We start from the raw sequence: 24,571 nt of genomic DNA on the forward strand, positions 1-24,571 counted from the left end.
GATTAATTTTCTTTTTTATTTTCTTCGGTTTTATTTTCTGCGGAAATTGATTCTTTAAGTTTATCTTCTTCGGCTCTCAGAACATTCTGAATAGTATAATAGACTTCACTTTTTATCTGTAAATAATCATTTACATCTCCCCAAAAAAGTATTCTGAATTCAGCTTCTGATCCCTTTATGCTGTTAACAAGTACCTGGGGAGGAGGTAATTTCTCTACATTGTTGTTTTCATCAAGCAGTTTCAAAATCAATGATTTGTATTTATTGATATCTCCGGGTTCTTTTACAGAAATGAAAATTTCTGCGCGGCGTTTATTGTTTTTTCTTGTCCAGTTAATAACATGTTTGGATAAGAGATCGCCGTTTGGAATTATTACATCAGAGCCCTCAAATGTTTCCAGCTTAGAGCTTCGGATACCGATTTCTTTGATGATGCCTGTTTTTCCGTCAACTTCGATCTGGTCACCAATTTTAACAGGTTTTTCGAAGGCTAAAAAAACTCCGCTGAAGAGGTTTCCGACAATTGACTGCAGGCCCAAACCAATACCAACACCTAATGAACCGATAATGATAGTAAGCTTATCCATTGGAAATCCGGATGAAACAAAAGCGATCAATAGACCCGCTGAAAATACTGATATTCTTATTAAAAGCAGCCAGTTGCCTATTCCTCCGCGCTCATCTTTACCTGAAAATAAACCTGCAGATTTAAGCTCTGAATACAGGGAAATGAATTTTGAAATTACCGCTGAAATTACTGTAATTACAATAAATAGCAGTATATTTTCGATTTTAAATGTAAAATCACCAAGTGTTCTTGTGGTTCCCAGAAATATAGAAAGCCCTTCGGCAAAATAATCATATAAATAAAAATTACGGGATATTAATATAATTACCCCGGCAGCCAGAAGATATTTTGCTGCCTTAGGAAAGCTTCGTTTAAGGTTCTGCATATTCCGGGTAAAGCTGTTATCGGAATTTTCTTCAGAAAATTCAGCAAGAATAATTAGCGCTTCATTCAGGTATGTATATACAGCATAAAATAAAATCGAAAGATACATTGTTAGCAATGTAGATATAACAATTTGTTTTGTTAGATTAAAATATCCGGTAATATTGGTTATTATGGAAACAGCAAATACAATTAAGCAAATAAAGAGAATTGTTTTCATCCATCTTTTATCTGCTATGAAATCTGCTGCGCTCTTCTTTATGTAAAAAAGTGAAATTAACGATACCACCGAAAGAATCAATAATGCCCATCTTTCAGCAGTAGTTACAATAAGCAGTAAGTTGCTGTTGAAGATCAAAATATATATTATCAGTATACATAGCCACACGAGGCTGATTTTTTTCTCTTTTCTTTTATTTATAAGAATTAAAAGAATAAAACCTGTAAGGATCCATAATATCCCCGAAAATACAAGTGGAGGCCTGGAAAGTATGAACTGTAAAACAGAAAAACTTAAGAATAAGGCTGACCAAAAAGGTTTGGTGACAAATACTGATGTCCCGAATTTTGAAGATAATAATTTCTCGGTTACTATTTTTGATCTGAATTTGCGAATTGCATAATAAATAACTACCGCAAATAAAATTAATATCAAAACAGTAAACAGGTTATTTACTATATAAAACATCAGTACTCTTAAATTTTTGGCAGTTGAATACTTAACTGCTTCACTGAAAGATTTATGCTGAACTGAATTATCCCAGATAAAGGGATAATTCTTCTTTAAAAAGCCGCCGGAAAAAAATGACAGCTCATCGTTAGCGCGTATAGATTCAATACGCCAGATGCTTTCATTAAGCTTTGTTGAAATATCATTGATTCGATTCTGTATAATATTCAGTTCACTCAATGAATTAATAAGCATAGAATCAACGGGATTGTAAGCCTGGCCCAGCGCCGCCAGCATTTTAAAATATTCCGCTATTTCCGAAGTATCTTTTGGGATCTTAAATATTATAGTATCACTGGCAAGTGAATCAAGATTTTTACGGTGCGCTGTTACTTCTGATATCCGTAATTTTACTTTAGCGCTAATAAGCTCAAGGTCATTAAGCAGTTCTTTGTTTAAAAGCAGTGAAGTTGTCAGGTTGCGGGGTGTTGTTATATTTACATCATCGTTTACAAGTATATCGGATGTAATTTCGTATCCTGATTCTGCAAGCCGGATCAGATAATTGTATTCAGAGGTATCTATTCCTTTGGAAATATATGATCTTATTTCATCAATTTTTGAATAGACCCTGTTTAACTGTTCTTCTCTTAATCTTTTGATCCGTTTTTCATTATTTTGCCGTATAATTTCACCAACAAAAATTTTCTCTAAATTCTCAATAGCATTTATTTCGTCGGAATCATTTACTGATAATTTTTCAATTTTTGTTAGGTTTGTATCCTTTGATTTTTTATCCTGTGAAATTGACTGCAGATTTGAAAAAATGAGTACCAGAGTTACCAACAGAATCTTCAGTATAAACCTGCAATTATTATCCATATATTCAACAGTTTTTTGTGTAAAACAAAAATAATAAAAAAAATACTGTTAATGTAAAGAATTTTATTTCTTTCTGTGATTTGCTGGATTTTTTTGTATTAAGTTCTGTTATGAAAGCTTAAATTATGTGTTATAGATGATGAAAATTTAGGGTATTTAACCCTATTTTTCTAACTCTTATATTGAACTTTATTATTTTTGAAAAATTAAACAAATACAGGAAATTATGCCCAATTTAGTACTAATTAGACACGGACAATCACAATGGAATCTGGAAAACCGCTTTACAGGATGGATCGATATCCCGCTTTCGCCAAAAGGTGAAGAAGAAGCATCGTTAGCCGGCGAAAAGTTAAAAGGTATGACCTTCGATAAAGCGTTCTCTTCTGTTCTGCAAAGAGCTACCAAAACATACGAAATTGCAGCCCAGAAAGCCGGATTTAAACATCTGGTATGCGAACGCGACGAAGCGCTGAATGAAAGAATGTATGGCGACCTGCAGGGATTGAACAAAGATGAATGCCGTGAAAAATTTGGCGCAGACCAGGTCCACATCTGGCGCAGAAGCTTTGACGTTCCCCCTCCGGGAGGAGAAAGCCTGAAAAATACTGCTGAAAGAGTACTGCCTTATTATTATAAAAAAATTGAACCGATGCTTAGAGAAGGAAAAAATATCCTTATAGTAGCACATGGTAATTCTTTGCGCGCTTTAATTATGCACCTCGAAAAATTATCAGGCGAGCAGATCGTAAAAGTTGAGATCCCAACCGGTGTGCCTATTTTATATGAGCTTGATAATGGTCTGAATATAGTTTCCAAGAAAGAACTGTAAAGCTGAGATATTTGCTGTAGAGACGTGCCGCCCAGACTGGTTAAACAGTTGGCACGTCTATAACTTATGGGATTTGATACAGGTAATATCAATATTTGAGACGCCCCAGCGGGGCTCTGTACAGGGAATTGGCAGTATATGAATATGATTATCCCCGCTCTTTAGAGCGGGGGACAAAGGGCTCCTCCCTTTTTTACAAATAGATTGCTTTGACAGCTAAAGCGGTCTCGCAAAAGATAGCTTTTCTTTGCGTACTTTGCGGTCTTAGCGGTTTAAATATTATGACAGAATACGATAAAGCACTGGAAATAATACACGAATTTGTGAAGAACGAAAATCTGCGCAGGCATATGTATGCCGTGGCAGAAGCCATGCGGCAATATGCCCGCAAATTCGGGGAAGATGAAGATAAATGGTCTGCAGTGGGTTTGCTGCATGATTTTGACTGGGAAATACACCCTACAGCTGAAGAACACCCGGTAAAAGGCAGCGCAATATTAAAAGAGCGGGGTTACAGCGATGAAATTGTGCGTGCAATACTTTCACATGCTGATTATACAGGATTCGAAAGAATTTCGCTGATGGAAAAGACGCTCTTTGCAGTTGATGAGCTCTCAGGCTTTATTGTTGCATGCGCGCTTGTGCAGCCCGAAAAAAAGCTGGCTGATGTGAAGACGGATTCTGTTATAAAAAAAATGAAGAAGAAAGAATTTGCGCGAAACGTAAACCGTGATGATATCACTGGCGGCGCGGCCGCGCTTGGCGTACCGCTTGAGGAGCATATCGAATTCACTAAGAACGCTATTACCGGAATTGCTGATAAAATGGGAATGTAAAATGTTTCCGGTTATGAGAAAATAAAGTTAAACACACCCCGTCACGCTTAAGCGTGACACCCCTCTCAAGAGGGGAATAACTGTATGCCAGAAGAAATCAAAATATCAGAAAATCTCACCAAGGCAGAGCGGTATGAACAGCTGCTGCCGCAAATAAAAGCGCTAATTGCCGAAGAAACTGATATTATTGCGAATCTTGCCAATATATGCGCAGTGTTAAAGTATAATATGCCGGGTTTCCTTTGGATAGGGTTTTATCTGCTTAAAGGTAATGAGCTTGTTTTGGGTCCGTACCAGGGACCCGTTGCATGTACGAGGATACAGATGGGTAAGGGAGTCTGCGGAGCAGCCGCTCTGCGGCGTGAAACTGTAATTGTTCCTGATGTTGATAAATTTCCGGGGCACATTGCCTGCAGCAGCTTATCAAGGAGTGAAATTGTTATTCCCCTGTTAAAAGAAAATGAAGTTTGGGGTGTACTTGATGTTGATTCAGACAGCCTGAATTTGTTTGATGATATTGATAAGAAGTATCTTGAAGAGTTATGCGGTTGGGTGAAGTTATGATGACCTCACCAATAACTTACATAAACCGTTAAAACGGTTTATGGATTTTTTAATTTTTCAATACCACGGATAAATCCGTGGGCTGGAAAAGTTTAATGGTCGTTTTTTTTTGCATTAAACCGAGTGTTCGTTTACAGTAATTTTCTTTAGCCCATGACTTCAGTCATGGGTAAATATGCGGGTTAGTATTGTTAAACCGTTTCAACGGTTTACTTGTACGAAATTTGAGTTTTAATAGAGCGGGTAAACCTGCTGACTCAAAATCACCTCTTTTGAATTTAAAAGTTGAAATTTGAAATCCTATTTCAAAATATTTCTATTTCTAATAGCATCACAATTATACTCACAGCAATCAGGTGATTCGCTTCTTTATGTCCCGATAAATGATTCAGTAAAAAACACAATTGATTCAACCCGATCAGGGGATATTGACGCTATCATTGAATATTCCGCAAGTGATTCCGCAATATTTGATGTATCAGGTGATAAGCTTATGTTATACGGCGATGCGGAGCTAAAGCATAAGGAGTATGACCTGAAAGCCGCCAGAATAACACTTTACCGCGAAAGTTCAATAATGGAGGCAAACGGGATTCCGGATACCAGCAAGCCCGGAAAGTTTATTGGAACCCCGATATTTATGGAAGGCTCTAAAAGATATGATGCAGCTAAGCTGCGTTATAATTTTTCAACCCGCAAGGGAGTGATAGATATGGGCTCAACCGAGCTGGAAGGCGGTTACTACCTTGGCGAGAAAATAAAAAAAGTAGATGAGGATATTTTCTTTATACAAAACGGAAGGTATACAACCTGTGATAAAGCTGAGCCTGATTATTACTTCGGAAGCCCTAAGCTTAAGATAATACAGGGAGACAGGGTAATTGCAGAGCCGGTTTATCTTTATATTGATGATGTGCCAATATTTGCGCTGCCGTTCGGAATTTTTCCCAACCACTCAGGCCGCTCAAGCGGCATTATTCCCCCGGCTTACGGCGAAGACCCGACTTACGGAAGGTATCTTTCACACCTGGGTTACTTCTGGGCGATAAATGATTATTATGATATTGCGCTGCAGGGTAATTATTATACAAAAGGCAGAATTGACCTCAGCTCCCGCTTCCGTTATGTGCTGCGCTATAAGCTCTCAGGAAGTGTTGATATTGGCGGCTCCAGAATAAGGCTTGGTGAGGATACTGATAATGATAAGGTTTTCAGTGATGAATGGAGAATAGGGGTTTATCATAATCAGACCATAGACCCTACAACAACGCTTAACGCAAATGTGAATTTTTTGAGCAGTAAAAACTATTACAATACTTCAACAAATAACCTGGATGATCTTTTAAGGCAAAATGCTCTTTCTAATGTTACACTAAGCAAATTCTGGGAAGGTACGCCGAATTCATTAACACTGAATTATTCCCGTGACCAGAACCTGACAACCGGGGAAATTCTGCAGACAATTCCGCTAGTTACATTTAACAGAAGCCAGACATTCCCTTTCCGCGGAAAAAACACTTCACTGCTTGATCTCAAATGGTATGAACAGCTATCCTATTCTTATAACTCTCAGTTCAAATACATAGATGAAAAACGGCTTGTGAACTCAGCAATTATAGACGGTAACTTTAACCGCAATACCCGCGGAGGTATCAGGCAGTTTGTAAGTATAAATGCTCCGTTAAAAGTATCGGAGTTCAGCTTCACGCCATTTTTTAATTATAATGAAATATGGTATAATAAATCGGTTGAAAAAATTTTCAATCCTGCTGATAGTACTGTTACAACAAATAATGTTGATGGCTTTAAGGCTTTCAGGTATTTTAACACCGGTGTATCTCTTAATACCAGGCTGATTGGTCTTTTCAATACCCGCTTTTTCGGAATAAGGGGATTCAGGCACACGGTAACACCATCAATTACATACAGCTATACGCCGGATTTCAGCGAGCCTCAGTGGAACGCTTATAAATCTTACACCAACCAGTATGGCCAGGAGGTTAAATATTCTATTTATGAGCGTGAAGTATTCGGCGGTGCGCCGTTAGGCGAGCAGCAGGCTTTGAATTTTTCTGTAGGCAATGTTTTTGAAATGAAGGTAAAAGATACTGACTCAACAGATACCAAGTTCCAGCTGCTGAATCTAACCGCAGGTATCAATTACAATTTTGCTGCTGATAGCCTTCGCTTCAGTGAGCTTGGGATCAGCTACAGAACCCAGGTAGGAAGTTTTCTGAATATCGGAGGCAGCGCATCATTTAACCTGTATAAATATGTAGATGGAGTTGGCAGGATTAACCGTTTTTTATGGAATGAAGAAAAAAAGCTGGCGCAGCTTACAAGCTTTAATATTTCACTTTCAACAACGCTGGCCGGGGGAGAGATAGTTGATGAAAATGATTCCACTGATGAAGAACGTGAGCTGAACGAAAGCAGTACTTATGAAAGCGAATATGTTGGAATTTACGGGGATAAGCCTGTTGATTTTTCAATACCATGGTCAGTTACTTTAGGGTATAACTACAGTATTTTAAAGCCTGTGCCAAGTGTGATAAGCAAATTTTCCAATATTTCAGGCAACCTGAATTTTAATTTGACGAGGAACTGGAAATTCACTTTTACAACAGGGTATGATATTTTCCTTCAGCAGTTTTCAACTCCGTATGTAACAATATACCGCGACCTACATTGCTGGGAAATGAGCTTTAACTGGGTGCCGACCGGTGTTTACCGCGGGTTTAAATTTGAGCTGAGGATAAAAGCTCCGCAGCTTCAGGATATTAAGGTGACCAAACAGACAAATTACAGGGGAGTGTTTTAAACTGAGTGAAAAAGCAGAAGTGAAAAAGCAAAAATTGTTTACATGAAATACGAATTATACAGCGGCGCAGGAAATGACTTTGTGATGATAGATAACATCACAGAAAAAATTCCGTTTGAAAAACAGCAGGAGCTTACCATTAAGTTTTGCACTGATAATTTCCCGCAGATAGATGGTGTAATTTTTGCCGATAAACCAATAAGCGAAGGTGCAGCGGTTAGAATGAACTATTACAACCGTGACGGGAGCTTCGGCGCAATGTGCGGCAACGGCGCAAGATGTATAGCGATGTTTGCATTTAAAACCGATATTACAGAAAAAAAGAAATTCACGCTTGAAGCAGTTGATGATACCTATATTGCTGAAATTCTGGATGATGAAACCGTCAAAATTGATTTTCCTGAACCAAAAGAAATAAGGACTGATATTATAATTACAGATGAAACAGAAAAACCACTTAGTGTAAGCTGCACTAATGTTGGTTCCGATCATATCATTGTATTTATTGATGAAGATTTAAATAAGCTGTACTTGAATTGCAGCAATATGGATAAGCTGGATGTTGATAATACAGGCAGAAAGCTCCGCTTTCATAAAGATTTTGAACCAAATGGCGGGAATGTTAATTTTGCACAGGTATTAAACGACGGCACTATCCGCCTGCGGACCTATGAACGCGGTGTTGAGCGTGAAACGCTTGCCTGCGGCACCGGGATAATTTCTACCGGCATAATTGCTATGCTGAAAAAAGGATTCACATCTCCTGTGAAGATCAAAGTTCAAAGCGGTGAAGTGCTGAAGGTAAATGGAATGATTGAAGCCGGCAGGGTTTTAGGTCTAAGCTTAACAGGCAGCGCGCGTAAGTTTGGTGAGGGAAGTTTATGAAGTTTTCTATCCTGTAAAGACGTGCCGCTGGCACGTCTCAACAATTATTATTAAATTTACTCAAGTGCCTGAAACAGTTTCTTAATTTCAAGAATCAAAAATTTTAGCATATTTACTCAATTTTTCATTTTTGAATCAATATTTAGATGCCCGCCTTCGCGGGCATGACAAACTAAAATGATATTTTTTAAAAGAATACTCGCAAGAATTAACAGGATAATTAATCCGCCAAAAAACATTGAAGAAGAGTTTCATGCCAAATATTATTACAGTAAGGTTTGGGCAGATACCTATTTTATGGGAAAGAAAGTATTTAAGTGCCCCAATGACCTGTGGATTTACCAGGAAATATTATGGGAGACCAAACCCGATGTAATAATTGAGTGCGGCACGTTCCATGGCGGCAGCACGCTTTATTACGCCAAGCTTTTTGATATGATGGGAATTGATGGCGAAGTTATAACTATTGATGTCGACGCTATGCCTGATATGCCGCAGCATCCCAGAATTAAATACCTGATGGGTTCGAGCACTTCGGAAGGAATATTATCGCAGGTAAGCTCACTGATAAAGGATAAAAAACGGGTAATGGTGATACTTGATTCAGACCACTCCTGCGATCATGTATATAAAGAGCTTGAACTGTACCACGGTTTCGTAACACCGGGGCAGTATCTTGTTGTGGAAGATTCAAACATTAACGGGCACCCCGTATACTCCGGTTTCGGGCAGGGTCCGGGACCCATGGAAGCGATGGAAAAATTCCTTCCTGCTCACCCGGAATTTGAAACTGACAGTTCCAGAGAAAAATTTTTTATGAGCTTTAACCCAAAGGGATATTTAAAGAAGAAATAATAAGTATTAATAAAAAACCCCGCTTTAAAGCGGGGTTTTATTTATCCTTGGGGGATTGTTTATGAATATAGCTGCTTAAAAACTTATTTTTCGCTTATTAATTTAAGATGATCCTTTACCATTGAAAAATCTTTTTCATCAACAATATAGTTCCAGTCTATATATGAGATCATTCCATTTTTATCTATTATAAATAGTGTTCTGTTGTTATAACCAAGCGAATTATAGCTTGAGTATTTATATGATATTTCCCCGTTGTAATCAGATACCAGCTTTACATTTTTCACATTCATATCATTTTTCCATTTATCCAGTATCTCCAGTCCCGAATTGCTGATCATAAGAATTTCAACATCATCAACCGAACCAAGCTGTGAATTTGAAATATTCTGCAGTGTTTGTTTTTCTGCATAAGCATCAAAGGTAGTAAGCTCCATGGCGCAGCTCATACTAAATGGAGCCGGATAAAATGCAAGTATTACGTTCTTTTTACCAATGTAATCAGTTAACCTTCCCGTGTTTCCGGATGAAATATCATTTCCTTTTAAAGAGCTGAATGAATATTCGAAATCAGGGGCTGCATCTCCCGGGTAAAGTGTATTTGTGAATTCTGAAAGCCGGCTGCCCGGATCAGTAATGCTAAACTGTGTGAACAATTCTTTCTGGACTGCTCTTAATTTTTCCCCTTCTCCTTTATAGTCGTGGTTTGCATAAGTTATCATGTTATTTTTATCAACAATATAAACATACGAACCTTCTGAACCAGAATCCCATTTGGTTATTCCGAATGAATGTGCCATATCAAGGTTAATATCCGGCGCTATATCAAATTCATAACCATTATTATATAAAATATCTCTTACTGTTGACTGGTCATTATTGGTAACTATCAGCACTTTCAGGCTGCCCCTGTAAAACTGCCATTGATAGGGTTCCCCGAATGCCATTCCTTTTGAAAAATATGTATCAAAAGCTGAGATCATTACCTCGGCATAATTATTCTGTGAAGAAATATCCGGCATAAACGCAACCAGAAGGGTTTTATCCTGTTTATAATCATATAAATTTACGGTGCTTCTTAATCCGGCAGTAACATCATAGCTGTTTTCGAACAGGAATTCCGGGTTCGGTGAAGTTTCACCAACCTGTAAACCGTTCCCGCCTGAATATATATTGCCTGAGATGAATAATATCAATAAAGCAGCCAAAAACCTTAATTTTATTTGAAAAATACCCATATTTTAAAAAATTAATATTTTATATTAAATTATATAAGAGTTTTACTTTGGCTGAGTTAATTTGTTCCCGCTGCCTGAATGATCTTAAAAATATGTGAATACTATATCCAGCATATGGTCTCCCTGGTAGCGGTTCAAAAAAGGAAGCATAAAACCGTTGCGGATAATTATCTGCGAAACATCAGAAGATTTTTTCATTAAGGCATTGTAATTAACATTGGGGAACATTGCTATGATCCGTCCGATAGGATAATATGGTTTTTTGAGAAATTTGTCGCGGTGTTCCCTGATTTTTTTATTCAGCCAAGTTGAATCCGTTTTAACAGTATCATTCAGAGTAATAAAATCATACTTATCTATATAAACACTGTCTCCAATATATACCGGAAGCTCTTTGCGGGTTACTTCGTCAAATACTGAAAGATGTATTTCATATAAACCGCTTTCAAACGGCGATGATTTGAATTTAACGGAATAATTAAGCGCCGCAAAAGGTTTTATTATTAAAATATTTTTTATTTCTTCCGTTTCGAAAAATTCTTCTACGTTACGTTCTGAAAAAATATTATTGTACGTATCAAAAGCTGCCGTATCATTATCAACCGGTGTGAGCTCAAGGTGAGTTTTATACCTGCCGAACTCTTCATTTTCAGAATTAAGACTATCCAGTATAGAAGCGTCTGCTATCTGCCAGTTTAAAGTTATAGTCTGCGGGTTCATACCGAAGTTAGTATTATCAATACGGAAATCTTTCAGGACAAGTTTTTTATCAAATGATATTTCATCAGGGCCAAGCTGTTTGCTTCCGTTGGTTACCTGTATATTCCTGCCTGTGGAATCACGCTCGCTGCCGCGTTTGTAGTATATCTTGCTGTTTGAAATATAAAAGAGATGGTAGTCTCCGATCACTTCGAATTTATAGCTTAGCTTTTTCAGCTTGTCTATCAAGAGGTCGCTCCTTACAATAAAAAGCTTTATTTTTTTCTCTTCTATGAACTTCCTTACTTCAAGTATATTTAGCTTCAGCTGCTCTTCTTCACGTTTTTTCTTCGAAAGTTTTTTTGATACAGGCGGATCAACTGCGAAGTATGTAGGTATTGTATCGCTGTTAAACCTAGAAGGATCGTTTGAAATAACCTGCAGCGGATAAATATCATAATACCCGGGTACCATTTCAAAATATATTTTATCACCCGGCTCCAGGTAATTTATATCAATAAGCTGCTTGGTAAGCTGTGCAACTTCAAAGGTATCTTCCCGGTATGCCTGCTGATAGTAGAAGCTCCATATCATATTGACAGTTATCAGTATAACCGAACCTCCTATGAGTATATACTTTCTCAGATCGCAAAGCTGCCAAACGGCAAACGGAAAGAAGAGTATTGCGTTGAGTACAATATATCTTGAGATCATATTTGTTCCCCCGGAACCTACAATACCGGAAAACATTAGCAGAACAAGCTCTATAATATTAAACAGCAGGAAAACCCTTAACAGGGAAAAATTACCAAGGAAACCGTTATGTTTATTTCTCACGGTCCTAATAATTTTCCATAATCCAAGTACAGTTGTAAGCGGGGCAATATAGAATATGAAAAAGGGATACTGAATGCTTCTTTGAATAAATCCCGCGCTGCTTAAGCCTGCGTAAATCTTCGTAGTTTCTTTTATAAAGAAAAACGCATCGCCGTAATCGCTGTAATTCTGCCAAAGCCACCATAAGATACTGAGATACGAAATAAAGGAATACCCGAAATTGATAAACAGCTCTTTGGTTAAGCGGAACTTTCTGTAGGAAAGCAGAAGAACCATTATAATAAATGCTATTGTGAAGAACCAACCTTCATAACGCAAAAGGTTGGCAAAATTCAGGCTAACAGCGGCTGCAATAAGGTAAACATGACTTTTGGAGCGCATTTGTAATCCATTATACCACAATATAAAATAGTAGAAAGCTGCTGTAACAAAAAAGAAGAACGGGAATTCAGGCATTGCCGATGTGCTTAGCCAAACCTGGAAAGGGAAAACAGCGAACAGCAGGCATGATATTACTGCAATTTGTTTGGTGAAGATCTTTTCGAAGAGAAGATATAAATATACCAGGGTCAATATAGAAAAAACAGTACTTGATATAACCGGCGCCAGGGTCAGATCACGGAAGATCCAAATAAATAATCCATTAAGCCAAAAGTGTGTACTTAGCCAAACGCCTGAATATATACGGGGATTCTGCAGCCAGTCCCATGAAATTACAGTTCTGCTGTAATCATCTGCGGTAAGCCATCTTAAGCCGCTTTGAATAACTATAAGCTGAAATACCAGTTTAAAAATAATAAGAGATGCTATTACAGATATTTTATTTTGAAAAAGTTTTTGTATATATTCAGAATATCTTTTCAATTATCAGACTTACGATTTTTTAAAGATTAATTTTAAATTTGACTTAAAAGCCCTGATAGTTTTTGTTTTAGATCTTTATTTTCACTGTATAATTCATCCAGTTTTTCACCGAAGTATTCAAGGAACTTAAGCAGAGCCTTGTTGCCTGCTTTGGGATCTTTTTTTATTAAGTCTTCAAAATCCGGTTTCGCGAAAACTATCAGCCGCGTGATCTCTGCAGCAGCGGCACTGACTGAATGGGTAGTTTCGCTGAACAGGTGTACTTCAGAAAAATAATCTCCTTCTGAAAGCTGCTTTAAAACATGGACTTTATCGCCGGATTCAGCAATAATATTAACTGAACCCTTAACTATTATATAGAAGCAAAGCCCTATAGTTCCGCGGGTGAAAATTTTTTCGCCTTCAGAATAGTCGCGAATATGCGAAATTTCCAGCAGTGAGCTTATTTCCCTGCCCGAAAAACTGCTGAATAACGGACATTCTTTCAGCCTGGTTTTTAAAAGATCCCGGTCTGAATTATTTTTACCAAACATAATGTTTTATTGTAAAATTGTTAATTGCTCATTGCTAATTGTTAATTGCTCATTGGTAATTGTTAAGCTGCTTTATCCAGCCTGATGCGGAACGTAGTACCTTTTCCGGGCTCGGATTCTTTTACAAACAGCTTGCCTTTATGGTAAGTTTCTATAATTCGTTTGGAAAGGCTTAAGCCAAGCCCCCAGCCCCGCTGCTTTGTGCTGTAACCGGGGCGAAAAATATCTTTCTTAAAACGCAGGTCTATACCTTTACCTGTATCGGTTACATCAATAAAAATATGGCTCCCTTTTTCTTCAATATCAAATGTAATGCTGCCCGCTGAATTTTCTATTGCGTCCAGAGCGTTTTTGGTGAGGTTTTCAATTACCCATTCGAACAATTCGCGGTTAACAAGCGCTGTTGAAGTGGTGAGCCCTTTAATTTCAAGATCAATTTTCTTTTTAGTATTGCCTTCAAAGGTACCTTTGCTAATACTTGGTATCCTTATCTCGAAATATTTAACAACCTTTTTTATAATTTCATGGATATTTTCCGGCTTAAGATCAGGCTTGGATCCAATTTTGCTGAAACGGGTTGCGATCTTGCTTAAGCGGTCAATATCATTTGACATTTCCTCTGAAAGCTGGGTGACTTTCAGCGGGTCTGTTGCTGCGGCTTTAATAAGCTCATTCCATCCCATAAGCGATGAAAGCGGCGTGCCAAGCTGGTGAGCTGTTTCTTTTGATAAGCCTACCCATATATTGCTTTGCTCTGTGCGTTTGATATAATTAAAGCCAAAGTAACCCAGGAATATAAATATTCCCGCAACTATGAACTGTATAATAGGAAGCTGTTTAAGCCTGTCAACTATTTTTGACTGGCCGTAATGTACATAACTTAAAACCACGGAATCCTGAAAAGTAACCTTGATAGGCGGATTTATTTCATCCATTTTTTCTATCATGCCTTTAATGATCTCGACCTGTTTCTGGCGGGGCAGGGTAGAATCTATTTCAAGGTTCTTTGTAAAAGTCGGCTCCATTGATTTAGCATCGGTAACAATAATAGGAAAGTTAATTGTGTTAGAGCTTACAACATTGCTGAGAACAAAGTTATATTCACCTGATTGTGATTCATCAGTTGCGATATATTCAATAGCCTTGGCATAAAGATTTGCAATTTCGCGCTCACGCTCAAGGATATCGGAGACAAGTACCTGTGTGTAAATAAGTGTTGCAATGATAATTACAACACCGGTTACCAAAAGCGCGATCTTTATATTTGCTGAGCCGTAGCTTTTCATATTCGAGTTTTTACTTCTTAACCACTGAGCAGACTATGCAGTTTCTCAGCCATTTAAATGAATTTAATCTCTGAACTTTGTATAACATATATGAAACATTAAAAACAAATGGATTAAACATGTGGATATCTTCGACTGCAGTCAGCTCTTCGATCTCAAAACCGCTTCTGTTAAATAACCTCTCAATATCACTTAATGTATTTGCGGGATATGTGGTTACAAATATATCATGTGATCTTACACCGAAGATTTTGTATATAATAAGATCTTTCACTTTTTTTGGCAGCAGGTTACCAATAAAAAGCGAGGGGTAGAATCTGTTCGTTGTTCTAAATATAAATCGTCCGCCGGGCTTCAATACCCTGTGGAATTCTTTTAGTACAAGCTTGATATTTACAATATGCTCTACTACCATATTGGCTGTAATAAGATCAACGGAACTATCTCTAAATGGTATATTCTCCAGAGTTGTGTTTATGAAACGATCACTTGATGTCACCAATTCCGGGTGAATAACTTCATCTATTCCCGTTCCGTTTGGGGCGATCTCTTCAAACTCCTTTACCAGGCTGTTGTTTCCGCATCCGGCATCTATCCAAACAGATTGAAAATTCAAATTATTTTTTATCCAGTTTTCGTACAGATCGTTGCTGAATATATAATCCGGCATTTTTGAATATAATTTTGCCTTCAGCTTGTTTTCTGTATGTATAGCTTTTTCGCGGATATTATCTGCCATCGTTACAAAAAATAACTGATAGGGTTAACAATAAAAATATAATTTTCCTGCCTTAACGAGATGTAATGAGGGAAGGAGTTACCAAAAAACGGTAAAAAGTTCATAAAAACAAAGGCTTTTTAACCACAGAGTCAAGGAGAACACGGAGAGATTTATATAGCTCCCCTCCTTTATTTAAGGAGGGGAAGAAATCCGGCGACAGCCGGATTGAGGGGTGGTTTCTTTTACTTCGCCGTCGTTGGTGCCTGTCTTTTTTAAGGTTCTCACCAACGACAATAACCAAAGTACCTTTGCAGGGTTACGCCAAATTTTTGTAGCTCGAATCGCTGATTCGGGCAATCGAAACGGCGTTTCGCTTTACAGAAAATTTTTGACCCCGTTGTGTCTCCGGTTATTCTTATTTTTATTTTTTGGGCTTGACAAGTCCGGCAGTATATATTATATTTGCTATATATGCATACTGCATATATATACTAAATTTTCCCTGCTTAAAATGAGAATATCATAAACAAAAACTTGTTTGCTGCTTAAAAAACCACCGGTATTTAACAGGTTCCAGGGATTTTTGTGAGTTCGTGTCTCAAATGTCTCATTTATACTCAAAAACCACCATTGGTGAGAAACATTGCAGTTTCATAACGTTATCAAACAATATGCAGAAAAAAATATATTTGAGTTTATTTTATGAGACAAGTGAGACAATGAAATTCAAACGCCGTTGCTGGTCTTTTGACCAACGACAACGTTATTAAAATTCAGGCGTTGGTGAGAACACCAACGCCGGAAAAAAATTTTACCGTTCTTTGATAATTTTTTCTGCGGCTATTTTACCAGAAAGTATAACCAGCGGTATACCGCCGCCCGGGTGGGCAGAGCCGCCTGTGAAGTAAAGTCCGTTATACTGCTTTGACATGTTTGGCTGGCGTAAAAATGCCGCATTGCGGCTGTTGGATGATATTCCGTAAATGCTGCCTCCGAAGCTTCCTGTTTGCTCCTCAATATCCTGAGGTGACATTATGGATTCTGTTTCAATTTTATCTTTTATATCATACCCCGTCAATGCCTTAATTTTGTGGAGTATTGTTTCTTTGATTTCATTAATACCCCATCTCAGTCTCTCCCTTTCAGGGAGAGAAAGTTGTGCATTCGGCGCGTTTATCATTACGAACCAGTTCTCTTTGCCTCGAGGCGCATCGCCCTGCGAGAATTTTGAGGAAATATAAATGTAAATTGTGGGGTCAGCGGGATATATTTTTTTATCAAAGAGCTCTTCAAATTCCTTTTTATAATCAGCGGAAAACAGAATATTGTGTGCATCGAGTTTTTGTGAAGTTACATTAACTCCCCAGTAGAACACCAGCGCTGATGAAGATGGTTCGAGCTTGTTATATTTTTTTGCAGCGGAGCTTTTGTTATCATTCAGCAATTTTCCATAAGTTGAGTACACATCAGCATTTGAAACTACAGTATCACTAAAAATTTCTTTGCTGCCGGCTCTGATGCCTTTAACGTTTTTTCCATCCGTAATAATCTTCTCAACGGGTGAATTGAAATTGAACTTCACGCCTTTTTTCAATGCGAGCATGTATACCGCTTCAGTTAAAGAATACATTCCGCCTGAAGCGAAATATCCGCCAATTGAATATTCAACATGAGGAATAATGTTTAATGTGGCGGGGCATTTAAACGGATCACTGCCATTATACGTTGCGTAGCGGTTAAATAGCTGCAGGATGCGTTCATCCTTAAAAAATGAACGGTTGGCTTCATTCATTGTACGGAAGGGATCTATTTTATGCAGCTTAAAGAGTGTCTTTAAGGCTTTAAAATTAGTGTATGTTCCCGCGCTATATAGATCTTTAAATAAAAAAATATCTGCTGTCAGATCATAAATGGTTTTACAGTATTCAAGATATTTATAAAGAGAGTTCCTGTTTTCGTTTGTATTAGCTTCAATCTCTTCTTCGAATTTCTCTAAATCAGAATAGGCATTCAATACCGTGCCATCAGGGTAGTAATATCTGCAGAGATTGGTGAGTTTGTTTAATGAGAGCCATTCATCCGGGTTTTCACCAACGGATTGGAAAAGCTCCCTTATGACAAAGGGCATAGTAATAAGCGAAGGGCCGGTATCGAACCGGTAACCGTTGAGCTCTAATGATTGGGCTTTGCCGCCCGGCGAGGAGTTTTTTTCGTAAACGGTTACATCAAATCCCGCATGTGCCAGCCGGATGGCTGCGGAGAGACCGCCGAGACCTGAGCCTATAATAGTGATTGATTTTGTTTTAATTTGGGATGGTTTCAATGTGTATCAACGGGAATTGTTTATTTGTTGGTCACAAGACCAGCATCGGGGTGAAACGGGTTATTTGTCATAACGCATTGAGACAGTCAATGCAGTCCAAAAAAAGACAAATGTTACATATCAAAATTCATGTTGGGATACAGTGAACGAAGGCGCTCATGATGCTTTGAATCCGGCAGCTTGGAGTATTTTCTTCTTTCGCTTCTGTTTAATAAATACAAGCCTGTCAGCTTAAGCTTTTCAGCAGTGCTTACAAATCTTCTGCCTGAATAAATATCATATCCGTATGCTTCGATCTCACTGAGTATGCGGGAATAAATTTTATACATCAAAACAACTGTTGTGCGGGAACCGTCATTGGTAAGATACGGAAAGCCGTGTGTTGAAAGCTCGTAATATGCCCGGGCTCTATCAATATTAAAGCGCATCATCATGGCAAAATTTTCGTTCATACTGCCTGATGCAATATCCTCTTCTGAATATTCAAAACATTTCAATTCTTCTTCCGGAATGTAAATCCTGCCCATCTGGTAATCTTCTTTTATATCCCTCAGAATGTTGGTTAACTGCATTGCTTTGCCCAGGTAAACAGCATACGGGAGAGCTGCTTTATGAGTGTACCCGAATATTTCAGTCATAATTAGCCCTACAACAGAAGCAACCTTGTAACAGTAATTTTCAAGTTCAGCAAAGGTTTTGTACCGTTTATGTTCAGTATCCATGCAAACACCTTCGATGAGATCATTGAAATATTTTCGCGGTATTTTATATTTGATAACGGTTTCGGCAAAAGCAGAACGGTTAATATGCGCCGGAAGAATACTGCTTATATTTCCGGTTTCTATTGCTTCACCCGGGATATTGTAAACATCATCAAGAAATGAATTAAGCTCATTGAATTTTTCACGAATGTTTTCTGTCGAAGCCATAATTCCGCCATCCACAATATTATCTGCATAACGGCAGAAGGTATAAACTGCATATGCAGCAGCGCGTTTTTCCTTAGGGAGCAGAAATGATGAAAAGTAAAAACTCTTGGCAAAATTGCGCGTGTAATCTCTGCACTCATCAAAAGTGCAGCTCATCGGTGTTATGGAATCAACAGAGTGTAATATTTCCTTCATTCGTAATTACTAAATTTTGTTTTCTTTATTCATTCATTTTCTCCTCAGCAAGAAAAGGAAATGAGGTGACATTTCAATATATTCAATCAATAAGCTTTTCAACAATTTTTGCCGATGAAAGCACACCGGGCAATCCTGCACCGGGATGAGTACCCGCGCCGGCAAAATACAGGTTCTCAAAATCTTCAGAGCGGTTATGCGGACGGAACCAGGCTGACTGAGTGAAGATCGGTTCCACTGAAAATGCTGAACCAAGATAACTGTTCAGGGTACCTTCAAAATGAAGCGGATCAATATAATGTTCAGCTATTATATTTTCTTCCAGCTCAGGCAGGTATGACTCCTGAAGGAACCGCATAATTTTATCACGGTACGGTTTTGCTTCAGTACTCCAGTCAATCCCTGAACCCTGGTGCGGAACAGGCGATAATACATAAAAACCTTCGCAGCCATCGGGAGCAATTGAGCTATCCGTTATGGTTGGCATGTGCAAATATAATGAAAAATCTTCAGCTAAAATCTTACGTTTAAATATATCATTCAGCAGCTCTTTATAGCGAGGACCCAGTATTATATTATGGTGCGCAATACTGCCGTTATTGTAGCGTTTTTTTGTACCGAAATATATAACAAAAAGCGACATGCTATATCGCATATTTTCAATTTTACGGTCAGAATATTTACTGCGGTATTGTTTACCTATCATATTACGGTAGGTATAGGCAACATCTGCATTAGAAACCACAGCATCTGCGGGAATAAAAGTATTATCTTCAAGCATTATACCCGTAACTTTTTTATCTTTTACTGTTATTTCCTTTACATCAATATTGTAATGAATTTTTCCTCCAAGCTCCAGGAAAAATCTTACAAGCCCATTTACGACCGTACCCGTCCCGCCCATAGCGTAATGTATGCCCCATTCACGCTCAAGGTAATGAATAAGCGCATAAATAGAAGTTGTATCAAATGGGTTGCCGCCCACCAATAATGGGTGGAAGGAAAAACACTCGCGCAGAAATTCATTTTTAATGAATTTTGATGCGTATTGATACACTGTTTTGTGTGACTGCAGCTTGATCATATCAGGCACAATTTTCATCATATCGCCAAAAGTATTGAAGGGCTTATCAGCCAGCTCTACAAATCCTTTCTGGAAAATAGCCTTTGTTGTTTTGATGAAATCAAGATATCCCTGTTTATCTTCGGGACTGAATTTTTCTATCTGGCTTAAAGTAAATTCCGTATCTGAATTATAATCGAAAAATTCTTTTTTATGATTAAAGATCCTGTAGAACGGATCAAGCGGCTTTAGAGTAAAGTAGTCCTCTTTTTTCTTACCTGCCAGTGCAAAGAGCTCATCAAATAAAAAAGGGGCAGTAATAACAGTTGGGCCGCCATCAAATTTAAAGCCGTTTTTTTCATAGACGTAAGCCCTGCCCCCGGGTTTATCGCGTTTTTCAAAAATTTCCACATCATAGCCTTTGGCTGCCAGGCGTATAGCTGCGCCCAGTCCGCCAAACCCGCTGCCGATAACAATAATTTTTTTCTTCAAGAATATAAACACACCCCGTCACGCCTTTGGCGTGACACCCCTCTCAAGAGGGGAATTTATTTTTTTAGTTTACGGGAAAAGAATTCCCATAAAGAAATGTTCATGGTTAAAAGTGAAAAACCGTAAATAAAATCTTCTATCGGGATTGTGAACAGCCTTATACCAAGATAGAATCCCTCGCCATACTGAACAATGGGTCTCCAGGTCAAATAACCGTTCACAATAAATATCAGAACAAACATTACGCACCAAAAAATCCAGAACTTTTTATTTACAAGAAGTTTGGTTCGTAAAAAAAAATCAAAAAACACAGCCACTACTACGGATACAAACGCAAGAATTGTGTATTCCTTCATTTATCCTCCGATTTCATATTACGGGTAAAGTACTTAACGCTCTCCCAGGTAAAGAGTCCGCAAAAAGGTATGACTATAAAGAAAAGGATCTCTTCAATAGGCAGACCTAAAATTTTGAAGCCAACTGTATACAAGGGATTGAAGCTCCAGTGGCCGCGTGCTGTAACAAAACTATCCCATAAGGTAAAGATTATAAACGGTATCAGTATTGCGAATATAAGCCGGGATGGATATCTATAAAAATCCATTTTTTTGCTGAAGCTGAGTACCAGCGGAGCAGCAATACTTACGGCGAGAACCAAAAAATATTCAGAATGCAATAATTTATATATTATTTCCCGGAGAAATATCTGAGCCGGAGTGTTTTTTATTCTTAATTAAAATTACAGGTAATATTAAGATCACAAATAGCAGGAGCCCAAAAACTGTAATAGTAATATAATTATTGAATATGTTCACTACGGCAAAATTCACAATGTTAATAAGCATGATAATTACAGGTATCTTATACAGGGCAGAGCTGTAATCAGCATTATTATTCCATTTTATTAGCTGTGAAAACGTAAATATGAAAATAAGCCCAATTGCATACCAGCTTACAAAATTCTGCATTGGTATTGCCGATTCGCTCCAAAGCCAGAATTTATTTACAAACGCTGCGAATGGTTCGAGCAATACATCTGCAGCAAGTATGAATACCGAAGCAATTGAAATTGCGGATATTTCAGAGCTGCCTTTAAGCAGGAACCTTGCGGCAAGAAGCGAGCAGGATGAAAGTGTGAACCATGCAAACATAATTGCAAGCGGTACACCGCCTATATGCGGAGAAAGTATACCGCTATATGAATAACTGCCGAACGGAAAACCGGTGGTAACACCCCAATACTCAATGAACCATGATGCCATAAAAATTACCGCTGTGGTGATAACAACCGAAAGAAGATCTGCCAGTTTGGTTAGGATGATGAAGGTAATAAGGGCCTCGAGCCCTAAAAAGATCGTTGTTGTCCAGAGAAATCTGCTGCCGAACTCTGTAAACATGATAATAAAGCCAAAAGGGAACATTACGATCAGGATCCCTGTGAGAATTTTTAATATTAAACCTGCTGCAGCTTTATTTTCCTGAAGTTCTGCTTGCAATATACATATCTTTTGTTGCTTTGGATATAAAGGTTTCAAGATCGCCCTCAAGCTTATCTTTCATCTGCTCACTAAGGAATTTTTCACCCAGAACTCCCGCTAAAAAATGTATATCACTGGCTTTTTCACGTGTCATAGAAATTTTAAACAGGAATACTATCTTGGTTTTCTTTTCACTTGGCTGGCTTAATATTCCCTGGCAGAAAAGATAATCGTTGGTTTTATCCTTTGATTCAAAAAGGAGTGTATCGCCGGAGCTTTTATCTTCTAGTACGAATGTAAGGTTATAAGGAGTAGCAAGCGGAGCTTCAACTCTGTAAAGCCACTCGCTTTCTTTATCGTTAAGCTTGCTTACGCTTACTATATTCGGAAAAAATTTCGGATAGATCTGAAGATCTTTAATGTAATTAGCTACAAAATCCTTTTCAAGACCTATTGATGTGTTCCGTTCAACTTCTGCTGACATAGTAAAAGATACTGTTTCTGACCGAAGGACGGAAACGCTTAATATCAAAATGGAAAAAAATATAATTATACTTTTCATTAAAAATTTATTTATATAAATATGTTATTTATTGTCTTCTGCGGGATTGTATACACGGCCTTTCCATTTTGCGCCTGAACCGGCTTTTATCCAGCGCCATGAATTCATGGCTATGACAGGAACCGATAATGCGCCAACGGGATGCAGAAGCGTTGAAATGATGCCAAGCTTAAACCTTGCTGAGATAATTATCCGTGTAAGATATAATATTAAAACCTGAATTCCGGTTAAAATCAGCAGAAAATTTAAGCTGAATTGCAAAGATAACTGAATAAAAAATAACAAAAAAGGAATAAAAAACAGCAAAAAATAGAGCAAATTAACAGAAAATAGGGCAATTGAAGAAAATTCAAATCCCGCAAATATATTCTTTGAAAATCCGTTCCATATCTCCTTAAAATTCCTGTACATTCTGACACTCAGCATATGCTGGCCGTCTTCAACAATTAGCTGCAGGCCGTGCTCTTTAATTTTTCTCGCAAGCCATACATCTTCAACTATTGCATTCTTTACAGAATCATGCCCACCAATAGCAGCGTAAGCAGACCTTTTAAAAAGCATAAAAGGCCCTATCCCGATCGAAAATTTTATGAAGCCTTTTTTATCAACAAAGTAGAACGGAAGCATCATCATCACTGTGAACCATAACATCGGCATTACCAGCTTTTCGGCGAAGCTTACCATGGTCATTTTAGGAAATAATGTTACCATATCCGCATCTCTTTTGAGCGCAATTGTAATGGAATCACGAAGTGAGTTCTTATTATGAAGAGTATCGGCATCGGTAAACAATATGTATTCACCCGCTGAAGCTTCAAAGAGCTGTTTACATGCAAAACATTTTCCGGTCCATCCTTTTTCAAGCGGCTTGCCGTTTAAGATTTTAAGCTGCGGATGTAACTTTTTGATATTGTGTAATATTTCACCGGTACTGTCATCGGAATTATCATCGAGAACTATTACTTCAAATGAAGGATAATCCTGCACAAGCAATGAGTTTACTATCTGCGAAATATTATGCTCTTCGTTTCTTGCGGGTATAAGCACTGAAACAAACGGGAGTTTCTCATCATTAATTTTCGGATAGCTTTTTCTGCGGAGGATATAAAGATTCCATATGCAGATAAGCATCAGCACGAAGAGAATAGCCGTAATTAGTATGTTGTAGTAAAGCAGAGTTTGACCTTATTGTTTAAATTATGAATATAAATAATACACCCCGCCGCTTCGCAGCACTCCTCTCAAGAGGGGAATATAAGCAAAGTAATTTCAATCAAATGATTTGTTGCGGGAATCTTTTCCTTTAAAAATGGTTATAAAGTTTTCTGTCTTTCCGTAAACTACGTCATCCCGCAGGATGTCAAGCTGTGACTCAAGCTTACTGCGCAGCTTCTCCGGCAGGCTGCTTTCATTTTTTCCGGAAAAAATATCAGGGCTGCCGATAGATATAAATATTTCAGGCCGCTGTTCCATAAGGAATTCATACCTGAAGCAAACAGGAATAAGATATACATTCCCGGCTTTCTCTGCGATCTTTGAAATACCTGAATAAAAATTCAGCGGGCGTTTATCCTGGGGAAACATTTCACCCTGCGGAAAAATCCAAAGGTACCTTTCACTGCCCCTGATCAAATCAGCAGCATAGCTAATTGACCTGATTGCTTCGGCAGGTTTTTCCCGGTCTACAGAAAATACACCGATGAATTTAAAGAAAGAATATTTCATCATTTGCTTAATATCCATCATAAGGTAATCATCTTTTTTCAATACGCGGTTTGTAAGAAAGTAAGCGATAAATCCATCCCACCAGTTTGAATGGTTTGCATACATAATTACCGGCAATGAAGGATTTAGAGCCTGAATATTCTGCAGCCCGTTAATGTGAACCGCATAAAAATGCTTTTTTAAAAGCCTTTTATGGTATAAAGAGAACAGCCTGCCAATAAATTTATTTTTTTTTGCGGTTATCATCCGGTGTGCAAAAATAAGTGATCAATAATTCTTATAAAATCCAATATTCAAAGTGACTGTAGTATGTGAGAAATACTAAACAA

At 37.9% G+C, this 24,571-nt stretch carries 21 protein-coding genes; 6 read left to right on the forward strand and 15 right to left on the reverse strand.

Annotation, left to right across the window (positions count from 1 at the left end):
* Positions 1-2 precede the first annotated feature (2 nt).
* Positions 3-2,504 (reverse strand): mechanosensitive ion channel, encoded by a 2,502-nt coding sequence (locus tag J0M37_04030; GenBank protein ID MBN8584240.1) that lies wholly within the window; start codon positions 2,502-2,504, stop codon positions 3-5.
* A 226-nt stretch (positions 2,505-2,730) separates the two neighbouring features.
* Between J0M37_04030 and J0M37_04035 the strand changes: the two genes are divergently transcribed.
* The 6 genes from J0M37_04035 to J0M37_04060 all read left to right on the forward strand — a co-directional run bounded on the left by J0M37_04035 (position 2,731) and on the right by J0M37_04060 (position 9,297).
* Positions 2,731-3,336 (forward strand): 2,3-diphosphoglycerate-dependent phosphoglycerate mutase, encoded by a 606-nt coding sequence (locus J0M37_04035; protein MBN8584241.1) that lies wholly within the window; start codon positions 2,731-2,733, stop codon positions 3,334-3,336.
* A 281-nt stretch (positions 3,337-3,617) separates the two neighbouring features.
* Positions 3,618-4,172 (forward strand): HDIG domain-containing protein, encoded by a 555-nt coding sequence (locus tag J0M37_04040; GenBank protein ID MBN8584242.1) that lies wholly within the window; start codon positions 3,618-3,620, stop codon positions 4,170-4,172.
* An 84-nt stretch (positions 4,173-4,256) separates the two neighbouring features.
* A complete protein-coding gene (locus J0M37_04045) occupies positions 4,257-4,736 on the forward strand; it encodes a GAF domain-containing protein (GenBank protein ID MBN8584243.1) in 480 nt (159 codons plus the stop codon).
* Between the two features lie 292 nt (positions 4,737-5,028).
* Complete coding sequence (locus tag J0M37_04050; GenBank protein ID MBN8584244.1) at positions 5,029-7,557, forward strand: LPS-assembly protein LptD; 2,529 nt, start codon at positions 5,029-5,031, stop codon at positions 7,555-7,557.
* A gap of 42 nt (positions 7,558-7,599) precedes the next feature.
* Positions 7,600-8,442 (forward strand): diaminopimelate epimerase, encoded by an 843-nt coding sequence (locus J0M37_04055; protein MBN8584245.1) that lies wholly within the window; start codon positions 7,600-7,602, stop codon positions 8,440-8,442.
* A gap of 177 nt (positions 8,443-8,619) precedes the next feature.
* A complete protein-coding gene (locus tag J0M37_04060) occupies positions 8,620-9,297 on the forward strand; it encodes a cephalosporin hydroxylase (GenBank protein MBN8584246.1) in 678 nt (225 codons plus the stop codon).
* Between the two features lie 83 nt (positions 9,298-9,380).
* Here J0M37_04060 and J0M37_04065 read toward each other — a convergent pair whose 3' ends face one another.
* From J0M37_04065 to J0M37_04130, 14 genes are all read right to left on the reverse strand, one after another.
* Positions 9,381-10,493, reverse strand: a complete 1,113-nt coding sequence (locus tag J0M37_04065) for a redoxin domain-containing protein (protein MBN8584247.1) — start codon at positions 10,491-10,493, stop codon at positions 9,381-9,383.
* Positions 10,494-10,619: 126 nt separating this feature from the next.
* Complete coding sequence (locus J0M37_04070) at positions 10,620-12,935, reverse strand: glycosyltransferase family 39 protein (protein ID MBN8584248.1); 2,316 nt, start codon at positions 12,933-12,935, stop codon at positions 10,620-10,622.
* 32 nt (positions 12,936-12,967) lie between these two features.
* The gene (locus tag J0M37_04075) at positions 12,968-13,468 is read right to left on the reverse strand and encodes a cyclic nucleotide-binding domain-containing protein (protein MBN8584249.1); all 501 of its coding nucleotides are present in this window, start codon (positions 13,466-13,468) and stop codon (positions 12,968-12,970) included.
* Positions 13,469-13,530: 62 nt separating this feature from the next.
* Positions 13,531-14,754 (reverse strand): HAMP domain-containing histidine kinase, encoded by a 1,224-nt coding sequence (locus tag J0M37_04080; GenBank protein ID MBN8584250.1) that lies wholly within the window; start codon positions 14,752-14,754, stop codon positions 13,531-13,533.
* 10 nt (positions 14,755-14,764) lie between these two features.
* Positions 14,765-15,493 carry a methyltransferase domain-containing protein gene (locus J0M37_04085; protein ID MBN8584251.1) on the reverse strand — a complete coding sequence of 243 codons (729 nt, stop codon included), beginning with the start codon at positions 15,491-15,493 and terminating at the stop codon, positions 14,765-14,767.
* A 793-nt stretch (positions 15,494-16,286) separates the two neighbouring features.
* Positions 16,287-17,798, reverse strand: coding sequence for a phytoene desaturase (gene crtI, locus J0M37_04090; GenBank protein ID MBN8584252.1), 1,512 nt, complete (start codon positions 17,796-17,798; stop codon positions 16,287-16,289).
* 113 nt (positions 17,799-17,911) lie between these two features.
* Positions 17,912-18,922: a squalene/phytoene synthase family protein gene (locus J0M37_04095; protein ID MBN8584253.1), complete on the reverse strand. Its 1,011-nt coding sequence runs from the start codon at positions 18,920-18,922 to the stop codon at positions 17,912-17,914.
* 82 nt (positions 18,923-19,004) lie between these two features.
* Positions 19,005-20,477, reverse strand: a complete 1,473-nt coding sequence (locus J0M37_04100) for a phytoene desaturase (GenBank protein MBN8584254.1) — start codon at positions 20,475-20,477, stop codon at positions 19,005-19,007.
* A gap of 56 nt (positions 20,478-20,533) precedes the next feature.
* A complete protein-coding gene (locus J0M37_04105; GenBank protein MBN8584255.1) occupies positions 20,534-20,833 on the reverse strand; it encodes a lycopene cyclase domain-containing protein in 300 nt (99 codons plus the stop codon).
* The gene (locus J0M37_04110; protein ID MBN8584256.1) at positions 20,830-21,153 is read right to left on the reverse strand and encodes a lycopene cyclase domain-containing protein; all 324 of its coding nucleotides are present in this window, start codon (positions 21,151-21,153) and stop codon (positions 20,830-20,832) included. Before J0M37_04110 ends, J0M37_04105 begins: the two co-directional genes overlap by 4 nt.
* Positions 21,154-21,157: 4 nt before the next feature.
* On the reverse strand, positions 21,158-21,973 hold the full coding sequence (locus tag J0M37_04115; GenBank protein MBN8584257.1) for a carotenoid biosynthesis protein: 816 nt from the start codon (positions 21,971-21,973) through the stop codon (positions 21,158-21,160).
* Positions 21,948-22,439 (reverse strand): hypothetical protein, encoded by a 492-nt coding sequence (locus J0M37_04120; protein ID MBN8584258.1) that lies wholly within the window; start codon positions 22,437-22,439, stop codon positions 21,948-21,950. The genes J0M37_04115 and J0M37_04120 overlap by 26 nt, the downstream gene beginning before the upstream one ends.
* A 102-nt stretch (positions 22,440-22,541) precedes the next feature.
* On the reverse strand, positions 22,542-23,648 hold the full coding sequence (locus J0M37_04125; GenBank protein ID MBN8584259.1) for a glycosyltransferase: 1,107 nt from the start codon (positions 23,646-23,648) through the stop codon (positions 22,542-22,544).
* 138 nt (positions 23,649-23,786) lie between these two features.
* Positions 23,787-24,488, reverse strand: coding sequence for a lysophospholipid acyltransferase family protein (locus tag J0M37_04130; protein ID MBN8584260.1), 702 nt, complete (start codon positions 24,486-24,488; stop codon positions 23,787-23,789).
* Positions 24,489-24,571: the final 83 nt, after the last annotated feature.

The organism is Ignavibacteria bacterium (genome assembly GCA_017303675.1).
Classification (GTDB): domain Bacteria; phylum Bacteroidota; class Ignavibacteria; order Tepidaquicellales; family OLB5; genus OLB5.